At 63.5% G+C, this 10,247-nt stretch carries 11 protein-coding genes, 1 tRNA gene and 1 pseudogene; 8 read left to right on the forward strand and 5 right to left on the reverse strand.

What is annotated here, in order from left to right:
* Nucleotides 1–58: 58 nt before the first annotated feature.
* Together E3T43_RS00515 and E3T43_RS00520 are read left to right on the forward strand one after the other, a co-directional pair.
* Complete coding sequence (locus E3T43_RS00515) at nt 59–706, forward strand: hypothetical protein (protein ID WP_134470902.1); 648 nt, start codon at nt 59–61, stop codon at nt 704–706.
* Between the two features lie 264 nt (nt 707–970).
* Nucleotides 971–1,378, forward strand: a complete 408-nt coding sequence (locus tag E3T43_RS00520; RefSeq protein ID WP_134443659.1) for a dehydrogenase — start codon at nt 971–973, stop codon at nt 1,376–1,378.
* Nucleotides 1,379–1,527: 149 nt separating this feature from the next.
* Here the strand turns inward: E3T43_RS00520 and radA are convergent, their stop codons facing one another.
* Nucleotides 1,528–2,889: a DNA repair protein RadA gene (radA, locus tag E3T43_RS00525; RefSeq protein WP_134467116.1), complete on the reverse strand. Its 1,362-nt coding sequence runs from the start codon at nt 2,887–2,889 to the stop codon at nt 1,528–1,530.
* Between the two features lie 53 nt (nt 2,890–2,942).
* Nucleotides 2,943–3,722 (reverse strand): SGNH/GDSL hydrolase family protein, encoded by a 780-nt coding sequence (locus E3T43_RS00530; protein WP_241978743.1) that lies wholly within the window; start codon nt 3,720–3,722, stop codon nt 2,943–2,945.
* 86 nt (nt 3,723–3,808) lie between these two features.
* On the opposite strand from E3T43_RS00530, the gene E3T43_RS00535 reads away from it, so the two are divergent.
* The 4 genes from E3T43_RS00535 to E3T43_RS00550 all read left to right on the forward strand — a co-directional run bounded on the left by E3T43_RS00535 (nt 3,809) and on the right by E3T43_RS00550 (nt 7,529).
* A tRNA-Ser gene (locus tag E3T43_RS00535) sits at nt 3,809–3,898 on the forward strand.
* 414 nt (nt 3,899–4,312) lie between these two features.
* Nucleotides 4,313–4,813 carry a helix-turn-helix domain-containing protein gene (locus E3T43_RS00540; RefSeq protein ID WP_134470903.1) on the forward strand — a complete coding sequence of 167 codons (501 nt, stop codon included), beginning with the start codon at nt 4,313–4,315 and terminating at the stop codon, nt 4,811–4,813.
* Complete coding sequence (locus E3T43_RS00545) at nt 4,806–6,134, forward strand: HipA domain-containing protein (RefSeq protein ID WP_134470904.1); 1,329 nt, start codon at nt 4,806–4,808, stop codon at nt 6,132–6,134. Before E3T43_RS00540 ends, E3T43_RS00545 begins: the two co-directional genes overlap by 8 nt.
* A gap of 576 nt (nt 6,135–6,710) precedes the next feature.
* On the forward strand, nt 6,711–7,529 hold the full coding sequence (locus E3T43_RS00550; RefSeq protein WP_134470905.1) for a tellurium resistance protein TerC: 819 nt from the start codon (nt 6,711–6,713) through the stop codon (nt 7,527–7,529).
* 26 nt (nt 7,530–7,555) lie between these two features.
* On the opposite strand, the gene heR is transcribed toward E3T43_RS00550, so the two are convergent.
* Complete coding sequence (gene heR, locus E3T43_RS00555; RefSeq protein WP_134470906.1) at nt 7,556–8,359, reverse strand: heliorhodopsin HeR; 804 nt, start codon at nt 8,357–8,359, stop codon at nt 7,556–7,558.
* Between the two features lie 422 nt (nt 8,360–8,781).
* On the opposite strand from heR, the gene E3T43_RS18580 reads away from it, so the two are divergent.
* Nucleotides 8,782–9,024 carry a hypothetical protein gene (locus E3T43_RS18580; protein ID WP_166791194.1) on the forward strand — a complete coding sequence of 81 codons (243 nt, stop codon included), beginning with the start codon at nt 8,782–8,784 and terminating at the stop codon, nt 9,022–9,024.
* Here E3T43_RS18580 and E3T43_RS19115 read toward each other — a convergent pair.
* A pseudogene (locus E3T43_RS19115) lies at nt 9,021–9,230 on the reverse strand (hypothetical protein); the annotation flags it as partial. The gene E3T43_RS18580 and the pseudogene E3T43_RS19115 sit on opposite strands and share 4 nt — an antisense overlap.
* Between E3T43_RS19115 and E3T43_RS00570 the strand changes: the two are divergent.
* Complete coding sequence (locus E3T43_RS00570; protein WP_166791195.1) at nt 9,192–9,623, forward strand: ABC transporter permease; 432 nt, start codon at nt 9,192–9,194, stop codon at nt 9,621–9,623. The pseudogene E3T43_RS19115 and the gene E3T43_RS00570 overlap by 39 nt on opposite strands.
* 266 nt (nt 9,624–9,889) lie before the next feature.
* Here E3T43_RS00570 and E3T43_RS00575 read toward each other — a convergent pair.
* On the reverse strand, nt 9,890–10,247 hold a 358-nt coding region (locus E3T43_RS00575), incomplete at its 5' end, for a transposase (protein ID WP_174844296.1).

Genomic DNA, 10,247 nt, shown 5'->3' on the forward strand with positions numbered 1-10,247 from the left:
GCTGCCGACACGCACGCCATTACCGCCTTCTGGCGTCGAACATCAATAACCTTGGGGCATGTCGACGATCAAGCAACCGGTCGGCCGCCAGTCCAGCAAGGTGTACCGGCGCCGGCGTTTCGTAGTGGGGCTCGGTTTGCTCGCCGTGCTCATCATTCTGTTTCTCATCATCGTGCAACCGGGGGTGAGCAAGGGTGACGCAGACTCCCCGAAAACGCCCGCCGCGGCCACGACCGAGTCGGCCACGCCGACGGATGCCGCCACCGCCATTCCCGAGACGGCCACCGCCGTCGATGGCTCGGCCTGCGACCCATCAGCGGTTGAGGTTGCGGCCATCACCGACGCCACGAATTATGCGGCCGGCGTGCTGCCGCAGCTGTCGCTGAGCCTGACCAACATCGGCACCACGGACTGCGTGATCAACGCCGGCAACAAGCAGCAGGTGTTCACCGTGATGAGTGGTGAAGACGTCTACTGGACCTCGACCGACTGTCAGACCAACCCGATCGACGCCGAGGTGACGCTCAAGCCCGGCGTGGTCATGCCGCTCGCAACCCCGATCAGCTGGGATCGCACCCGCTCGGCCGTTGACACCTGCCAGACCGAGTCCCGCACCGCAGTTCCGGCCGGCGGGGCGTCGTACTACCTGTACGTGACCGTGGACGGTATCGAAGCGGCCGACCCGGCCTTGATGATTCTGAACTAGGGCTGGCTGCTCAATCTGACGCCCCGCCCGGTGGTGCCGAACACTATTTCCCGTTGAACTGGGGCGAGTGCGCGGGTGAGGAGTAGCATATTGCTCTTTCGGGGCCGGTTTTAGAGCGACTTGAGACCCCTCACGGAGGCGGGTCGGGCTGGGGCTGGGGTGGAACAGGTGGTCGGCTCGCGGGGGCCTCGGCTGGGGAGCGCGTTCGCTCGTGGCATGCGCTGCCAGCTGGGCGTGTACGGGCGCGCCTGATTGAATGAATAGGTGACCGATACGACTGCCAACACCCGTTCCGAGGCGCTCGCCGCCGCACTGGCGGCGCAAGACGTCGTCGCCGTCGCCTATGCGCTGCGCAACGATTATATGATCGTGCCGCAACTCGTCGTCAACGGGGAGGCGGCGCAGGTGCGGGTCTTCGGCCGCGAAGGCTCCGACAAGCGGATGCTGCTGCTCTTCTCGGCCGCCGAAAACTACGTGCGCGTGGTACCCGACGACCTGAACCCGCAGGTCATGGTCTGCGACGGGCAGTGGCTGCGGGAATTTCTCACCGTGCACGCCGCGACCCTGGAGATGGTGTTCTTCGACATCGCCGGGCCGAACGTGATGCAGGCAGCTCCCGCCGATCTGCTCAAGGCGCTGAGCCCCGAACTTGGCCAGAGCGACGCCGGCTGAGTCCTCGCCCGGGCAGCTTCGAGCAACTGCCCGATAGATCGCCCGGTCCAGGCGCAGGCTCGGCGCGCCGGTCAGTGCGCCGAGCCTGCATCCTTTTTTCGGGAAAGCGCTCAGCTACGGCCGAATGTGGGGCGGGGTAGTGATGGAGTCTAGAACGCCCGATCGAGTTCGGCGTCGCGGGGGCTGCGGCTGGTTCCGAGCGCGAGAGCAACCGCCGCGTGGATCGACCCGCAGGCGGCGTCGATCTGGGTGGTGAACCCGAGGCGCACGGCCTCGTTCACGCGCTGCTTCGACATCAGCGCTCCGCGCACCTCCCCGGCCAGGCTGATCTCACCGAAGGCGACCACGTTGTGGGCCACGGCCAGCCCGGTGAAGGCCGACGCGATGGCCAGCGCAATCGCGAGGTCGGCGGCCGGTTCGGTCAGACGGATTCCGCCGACCGTCGACACGTAGACATCTTTGGCGGAGAGTTTCATGCCGGCGCGCTCCTGCAGTACCGCGAGCAACATGGCCACACGGGCTGCGTCTACACCGCTCGTGACACGGCGCGGGTTCGGTGCCTGGGTGTCGGTGACGAGAGCCTGCACCTCGACCGGCATTGCCCGCCGGCCTTCGAGGGCGACGGTGACGCAGGTGCCGTCGACCGGTTCAGTGGCCCGGCTTAGGAACAGCCCGCTCGGGTCGGGCACCTCGGCGATGCCGTCGCCGGTCATCTCGAAGCAGCCGACCTCGTCGGTGGGCCCGAATCGGTTCTTGAGCGCGCGAATGAACCGCAGCGAGGTCTGCCGGTCGCCCTCGAACTGGCAGACCACGTCGACCAGGTGCTCCAGCACCCGCGGGCCCGCAATCGAGCCGTCCTTGGTGACGTGGCCGACGAGCAGCACCGGCAGGTTGCGATCTTTGGCCACGCGAATGAGAGTGGATGCAACCTCCCGCACCTGGCTGGGCATGCCCGGCGAGCCGTCGGAGAGCGCACTCGACACCGTCTGCACCGAGTCGATGATGATGAGGTCGGGCTTCACAGCGTCGATCTGCCCGAGGATCACGCCGAGGTCAGTTTCGGCCGCGATATAGAGCTCGGGTTCGAGCGCGTTAGTGCGTTCGGCCCGCAATCGCACCTGGCTCACCGACTCTTCAGCGCTGACATAGAGCACGCGGCTCTTGGCAGCCGCCGCCTTCGACGCGACCTCGAGCAGCAGCGTGGACTTGCCGACGCCGGGCTCACCGCTGAGCAGAATCACCGAGCCGGGCACGATGCCGCCGCCGAGCACCCGGTCGAACTCGTTGATGCCGGTCGGCCAGTGAGCGGCGGCATCCGTTTCAACGTGGGTGATGGGTCGGGCGATACCATCGCCGACGAGCGTGATGGCCTTGAGCTTGCGGGTGATGCCAGCGGTCTGGCCGGCATCGACGACGGTGCCCCACTGCTGGCATTCGCCGCAGCGGCCCGCCCATTTCAGGGTGGTCCAGCCGCATTCGGAGCAGCGGAAAGAGGAGACGGATTTTGCCATATTTCGAGCCTAGCCGGGGCCACCGACAGTCGACTCTGCGCGCGGTTCCGGCGCTAGTCGGCGTCCTCCGACACCTGATTGACCGCCGAGAACCGGTGGGCGACATTGGCGCTGATCGCCGGCAGGAACGCCTCGGCCCAGGAGCGGTAGCCGCGGTCGTTGGGGTGGAACAGATCCCGGGCTACGTGGGTCAGAATGCTGCGAAAGCCGGCCCGCTTCGTCGTTGCGTGCAGCGGAACCACGGTCAGCTCGTGCTCGGCGGCAACGCGGCGGATGATCTCGTTGGCCACGGCGACTTTGACCTCGTTGTGCGGCAGGTGAAAGCAGGGCAGGTCAGCGACGAGGGCGTGCGGCGGCAGTGCGGCAAAAACGGTTCGGATACCGGCTTCAAACGCCGCAGGGTTCCACGCGGCGATATCGTTGGCGCCGATCGCGACCGTGACCAGGTCTGCCTCCAGCCTGGCGAAGCGGGGAAGCTGGTCGCGCACGGCCAATGCCACGGTCGCGCCGGAGACGCTGAGATTCACAACGCGTACCGTCTGGCCGGTCGCCAGGCGCACATGATCGGCGAGTACGCCGACGTAGCTCTTGCTTGGGCTCGACGCCCCGATTCCCTGGGCGGCACTGTCGCCGATCGCGACGTAGAGCAGCTCGCCCGACTCCTTTGCGTGGTCGCGCCACCAGGCCGAGTGCACCGGCAGGGTCTCGTTGAGAATGGCCTTCTGCTGTTCCAGGTCGCGGCGCCACAAGGTCGTGGCCAGCACGACGCCGCCGGCAAAAACGGCGGCTCCGGTAGCGATGGCAGAGCGGATGCGTGGGGTCGGTGAGGTCACCCGCTGAGGGTACTCCGCGGCATCCGTGTGTCTGCTGCATGTTTGCCGATTCGCGTCGGACCTCAGTCTCTACTAGAATCAACGGCGGTACCGTGTCCGAGCGGCCGAAGGTGCGACTCTCGAAAAGTCGTGTGGGGGAGACTCCACCGTGGGTTCAAATCCCACCGGTACCGCCACGAAAACCCCCTACATCCCAGTTTTTTACTGGGGAGTAGGGGGTTTCGTCTTGCCCGGATGGCCGTTTGCCCACACGGTGCCCGACGTGCGGCTCAACGGGATCCTCGAGATGAGTGCGCCCGGATTGGGTAATCGCTACGCCCGTTACCGTAGCGACTACCCATTCCGGGCGCGGGCACCGTGATGCGGCGTGACACAGGGGCATCGTCGCGGTCAGTGACCCGGCAGTCGATTTCGTCGTCCATTCCGCGCAGGGCGGCGAACGCTCCGTTTCATGTCGCCACACACTACAGCTCGAACGCTCGCTGACCAGTGTCTTCAAGAATATGACGGCCTCCAGAAGTTCTGGAACTTTGCTGTTCCATTGCTGAGTTTATTGGTATTATGGAACAACTGCATTCCATTCATAAGGGATGGAACGCCTTTATTCCATTGAGGTCGATATGCTCATCAATGACCTGGTCGAGCTTGGCGAGCTCATCCGCCTGCGCCGAGCCGAACTCAGTCTTTCGCAGACTGACGTTGCCGAGCAGACCGGCACCACCAGGCAGTGGATATCGCGCCTGGAGAAGGGCAAGAACGACACCGGCACCGCCCGCCTGCTCGCGGTCCTCGACGTCTTAGAACTAAACCTCGAGATCCGGCCGCCGCGGCTCGACAGCGCGCCGAAGGTTGTCGGTGGAGGCATCTGGCGGCAGTCGCTGATCGCCTCGGATACGGTCGGCGCGATTCTTCAGATGCGCGAAGACTCCACGGGCGGATTTGCTCGCACAGCCAGCGTCGATCCCGAAGGGTTGGCAGCAGGGCGTCGACGCATCCTCGAGGCAAGCCTGAAACTTACGCAGCGTCGTGCCGCCGCGAACACGATTCCAAATACGCACACCAACACGAAGCTAGACCCCGACAATGCCTAGCCTCGACGTGTATCTTTACGGCGCCCACGTAGCCGCGCTCGAGATGCTCGCCCCCTTGCAGTACCGCCTCACCTACAACGCAGCGTGGCTGGACGACCCAAACACGATGCCGGTCAGTCTGTCGCTGCCGGTTGGAGCTGCGCCGCTCACGGGAGCGACGCTCACGTCGTTCCTCGACAACCTGCTCCCCGACAATGCCGACGTTCGTGAGCGGTGGGCTGTCCGGGCGGGGCTGGCCACAGCTGAGCCGTTCGAGCTGCTCCGCGCATATGGCACCGACGTGGCCGGAGCCATCCAATTCGCCGACCCGGGCAGTGATCCAAACCAGAGCAGCACTAGCACCAGTGAACCGATCAGCGATGCCGAGATCGCTGCGCGAATCCGCGCGATCCGAGAGGACGACACCAGCTGGCAAGATCCGGACCGGGATACCGGCTATTTCTCGCTCGGCGGCGCCCAGGGAAAGTTCTCGCTCGGCAACGCCGGGCGGGGCTGGTACGAGCCGACTGGCAGCCACCCGACCACCCACATTTTCAAGCCCCGGGTACGTGGCCAGAAAGAGGGCGAGCTTATCGAGTTCATCACCATGACAGTCGCCCGGATGGCCGAGATCAACACTGCCACTGTGGAACTCGGCATGTTCGACGGCGAGCACTCCCTCGTCGTCGAACGCTTCGACCGGCTGGCTATCGATGCTGGTGCTAGCCCGGGCGCAGTCCCGACTATCTTCCGCGTTCATCAGGAGGATCTCGCCCAGGCTACGGGTGTCACCCGACTACAGAAGTACGAGAACCGCGGCGGCCCCACGTACAGGGACGTGCTGCGTCTCCTTGATGCGCACGTGCCGGACGAACGCAAAGCCGCCTCGAAGCTGACATTCGTCCAAGCCCTCGTGTTTTCCTGGATGGTTTTGAATACCGACGCCCACTCCAAGAACTATTCCGTCTTCATCGGCCCTGACGGTGTCGACCTCACTCCGTTGTACGACGTGAGCAGCTTCATTCCGTATGCCGGGCGAGCAGATGACGGACGCCCCCGGACCGACTCGGCCTTCCGCAACACGAACCTCTCGATGCGCATTGCTGCGGACTATCCCGCTGGTCAGCAATCCTGGTTCGAGTGGGGCGCCGTCGCCCGTGAAGCCGGCCTCAGCCGTGTACTGGTTACTGACTGGGCGAGCGCGGTCGCGGATTCCCTACCGCAACTGATCGCCGCTGCTGCGTCGTCGTTGCCGTCGCATTTGCAGACCGACATCGTCGCGCGGTTCGTCGAACGCACGCCCATCCGTGCAGCCCAGGTAGTCGCGGCCATCGCTCGCTGAGCCGCCTCTGGGAAAATGAGAGGTCGCGACTGTTATGTTCGCACGCTAAGGCGTGCTATTTGCCCACAATTCACCGACATCATGGTGATTGACGGCCAGCCATCGGACCGCGATCCTTCTTCGGGTAGCATCCAAGCGATGGCCATTTGTTGGCACCGCTCGGCTCACGTTCTCGCGGCTCACGTAATCGGCGCGGCGAATCTGCATGCCCGATGCTTCGTCCCGGCATCGTCTCTCACCTGCGAGATCGCAGATGGATGTGTCTACCCCTCGGTGATGTCGTAGAGCGTGCTACGACGATGCCGGCATTGAGGCGTTCGACGATGAGTTGGCGTTCATGCCTCCGCGTTCATCGTCCGCGACACCCGCGGGTAGCGCCTCAAACCAGCATCTTCCTTGCTTCGCTCAAACATTCCTCGGCTTGCTCGGTTGACGTGAAGCACACTCTCTGTTGAATGACTACAGAAGAGGAGTAACCCTCGCTTCGCATCGTCAATACGTTCCCGCCGCGGGTTCCGTTGCGCAGGGCCGCAAGGTAGATGAGACCTTCACGAAAATTTCGTGGAGGTCTTTGTCATGACTGTCCCCCTGTGGGCGTGGTTCGCTGTTCTGGGTGTGATCCTGCTGATGCTCGCCGTCGACCTGGTCGCCGACCGCAAAGCTCACGTGAGCGGTGTGCGGGAAGCCGCCGTCTGGTCGATCGTGTGGGTGACTCTCGGTGTCCTGGGCGCCCTGATCGAGAACTTCTCCTGGATCCTGTACGTATTCGCCGCGTTCCTGATCTACACCGGGTGGCGGATGCTCCACTCCCGTAACGACCACGTCCACCCCGAGAGATCCCGCATCCTCAAGGTGTTTCGTCGGTTCGTGCCGATGACCGACGCGTACCACGGGCAGAAGTTCCTGATCCGCAAGGCAGGAATGCTGGTGGCGACCCCGCTGCTGGCCGTGCTGGTGCTGGTGCTGGTGCTGGTGGAAATCACGGACATCATCTTCGCCGTCACGAGCGAACCGTTCCTGGTCTTCACCGCGAACGCGTTTGCCATCCTCGGGCTTCGGGCTATGTACTTTTTGCTCGCGGACCTGATCCATCGGTTCATTTACCTCAAGATCGGACTCGCGTTCGTGCTGATCTGGGTGGGCATCAAGATGCTGCTCCTGGATGTCTTATACATCCCGACCACGATGAGCCTGGCAGTGGTCGTGACCATCATCACGGTGTCCATCGTGGCCAGCCTCCGCGTTACCCGCGGTCAAGGTCGACGCGAAGTGCATACCGAGGCGGTAGGGGTGTTCCGGAGCGCCACCGACGAGGAACTTGCTGCGGTCGAGCCGGTCTTCCGCCGCAGTGGACGAGTGCCTGTCGGTAGCGCAAAGGATCGCTCCGATGAGTGACGTGGATCCCTCGGTAGGCATGGCCCCTAGCTAGCGATCGCCGGGATGATGGCGCCCGAGAAGACTTGCCAGGCCAGCGCGGTCTTCGCCACCAGGCTCAAGGTGATGTAAGTGCGTTCGCCTTGGAGGTAACTTTTCCATTTGCCGACCTGCTTGTACTGCAGCCACTGGTTAACAGCGAACGTATTGAAAAACAGGAACAGCGAAATCACGATGACGACGACGAAGCCGGGGGCCGCGACGTCACTGACGCTGCCTGGACGCAGGAAGTAGATCAGAATCAGGATCCACGGCACGATGCCGACCATCGACCCGAAGATGAAGGGCAGCAGCCCGCCCGAGCCGGGCTGTTCGTATTTCTCCTGCAGTGCACCGAACAGGATCATGGCCGCGTTGACGGCGAAAACGGCGAACAACGCACCGATGTCGGTGGCCCCGTTGATTGCCAGGATCAGCCAGATCATGATCGACGAGCTGAGGGAGTACTCGACCCATCGAAAGTAGTTGTGGTTGTTCTGCAACCCATTCTTGTAGCGCGCAAAGAACCAGGGACTTGAGATGAGGAAGTGGAAGAAGGCACTGAGGGCCAAGAACGCGACGACGCCGACACCGATGTTCACTTCGAAGAGCGTGACCCGTTCCGGTGGAATCGGAACTCCGGGAGGGCCAGCCAGGTAGTCCGCCGTCACGGCGAACAGAACCTGTGAGCTCAGCATGGTGAGAATCACCGCAAATCCGGCGGCTTGGAGCAGGTGCAGACTTCCGGCAACAACGTTATAGATCCGCAGCCGATCGATCTGCTCGTCGGGTGAGTAGACCCTTTTGGACATGGAACGGCTCCTTCGTTCGTGGGGGCTAGTGCCCTTGAGGACATCTTGGCACCGCCGAATCCACTATCGGGTTCGACGAGTAAAAACCGGGATGAGGCTGGCCATTTCTCCAGCTGTGGCGTGCGTCCTGTCTCGCGAACGATTGTTCAGAACCACCGAGGGGGCTTGCCCCTGATTTCGGCATAAGAACGATGTGGCGGCCGCGGAACGCGACGGCGTGCAGCACCTGATCTGCACCAGCGTTGCCACGGACGGGGATCACCTGGGCTTTGCCCTGGCACATCGGTGGACAGATCGACGTATTCAGGGCAGCGCACTGCGTTGGACGATTCTGCGCAATGGCCTTTACGCCGAGCTCTTCGGATCGCTGCTGGCGCCGGCCGAAGGTGTGATCACGGCGCCATTTGGTTATGCCTGCAGGCGTGACCCCAGGTCAGCACACGCTCACGCTTGACGCAGTTGGTGTCGATGGGGTTGCGCGTAGCAGCGTCGTCTACATCACCGTCGGTGCCGAGGGAACAGCGATCTACGTCTCAACCATCGAGGCCGAGGCTGGTGACCTTGCAGCCACTGGTGTGGACGCAGGACCGCTTGAACTTCTCGCACTGATGCTGCTTGGGGTCGGCACCGTCTTGATCCGCCGCCGAAACCGGACCGCCTGTTAGTGGAGGCCCCGCAGACGCAAACGCGGCTGCGGGGCCTCTTCTAGAACAAGACGATTCGAAATCTTGAAACGCGCCGCCGGTGCGTGGCAACATAAACGGTCTGCAACGGCGTCAAGGTCGTCATCGAAGAGGTCTGCGTACGTGTCGAGGGTCACCGCCGAGGCGGCATGACCGAGCATTCGTTGCACCGCTTTGATCCGCGTGCCGAGGCTTACCCGGGTGCCCATGAGGTGGTTTCCGAATCGGTCGGCGAAGACGAGTCCCGTTGCCAGCTTGTCCCGGCATCCTTTCCTCTGATCGTGCTCAAGATCGTCCAGCTCTACTCCCTGTCATTGGCCCTGTCAGACCCACACAGTCCCGTCGTTCAGATCTTCACGTATTTCCCGTACTCGGCGCCGATCACCGCGATGCTGCGCAACGCGTTCGGCTCCCGCTCCGGCTGGGAAGCCGCCATCGTCATCATCGAACTCTTCCTACTCAGCCCAGTCGTGCTCCAAATCGCCGCACGCGTCTTCCGATACGGATCCACCTCCTACACGAGCAAGGGCTTTTTCAACACGGTCTTCGTGCGACCCGCTGGGAGCGCCACGCGCAAGTGACCCGCGAAGTGATCAACGAGGATTGAGTATCCTTCCGGTCCTCCCGCTCGCCTGGGGCGGGGCGAGCGTCACCCACGATGGCTAACCCAGCTCGAGTGCGTCGACCGCCACCGCCCATGGGTAAGCCTGAATCCACCGGTCGGCCTCTGAAGAATTCTTGATTTGGGCGCGATCCTCTTTCGGGGTTTTGGGCGCGGTCAAGCTTGGGGCCTCGATGCCTGGGTGTTCCACTGGGGTTCCTGGTTGCGCCCGGTCGGGCTGGATGGTTAGGTGGCGGCGCGGCCGGGCGGGCTGCAAACGCTGGTGAACAGCGCCGTCCAGCCTTCTTCCCAAGGCCAGCTTTTGGGTAGGTGCAACGTGACGCGTCGTGCCGACGTGGATACTCTGGCGGCGACGTTGATGAGTTTGCGGCGAACGGTCGCGGTGACGGCTTTTCCGAGGGCGGGACTGGCGAGGGTGCCGGCGGCGCGGGTGAGGTTGAACGCGATGCAGGCCAGCACCAGCCAGGCCGCGTTGGCGGTGAACACGCCGGACGGGAAGTGCGCCATCGCCGACGCTTTCATGTCGGCGTTCAAATTTTCGATGATCGCGTGGTGGCGGTGGGTTTTGTCGGCGTCAACGGTG

The organism is Cryobacterium sp. Hh7 (assembly GCF_004403155.1).
Taxonomy (GTDB): Bacteria; Actinomycetota; Actinomycetes; order Actinomycetales; family Microbacteriaceae; genus Cryobacterium; species Cryobacterium levicorallinum.

Bases quoted from the DNA above. Each gene is read 5' to 3' on its own strand.
- E3T43_RS00515 (WP_134470902.1), top strand. From the start codon at position 59: ATGTCGACGATCAAGCAACCGGTCGGCCGCCAGTCCAGCAAGGTGTAC.
- radA (WP_134467116.1), bottom strand. From the start codon at position 2,889: ATGGCAAAATCCGTCTCCTCTTTCCGCTGCTCCGAATGCGGCTGGACC.
- E3T43_RS00540 (WP_134470903.1), top strand. From the start codon at position 4,313: ATGGAACGCCTTTATTCCATTGAGGTCGATATGCTCATCAATGACCTG.
- E3T43_RS00545 (WP_134470904.1), top strand. From the start codon at position 4,806: ATGCCTAGCCTCGACGTGTATCTTTACGGCGCCCACGTAGCCGCGCTC.
- E3T43_RS00550 (WP_134470905.1), top strand. From the start codon at position 6,711: ATGACTGTCCCCCTGTGGGCGTGGTTCGCTGTTCTGGGTGTGATCCTG.
- heR (WP_134470906.1), bottom strand. From the start codon at position 8,359: ATGTCCAAAAGGGTCTACTCACCCGACGAGCAGATCGATCGGCTGCGG.
- E3T43_RS00570 (WP_166791195.1), top strand. From the start codon at position 9,192: ATGACCGAGCATTCGTTGCACCGCTTTGATCCGCGTGCCGAGGCTTAC.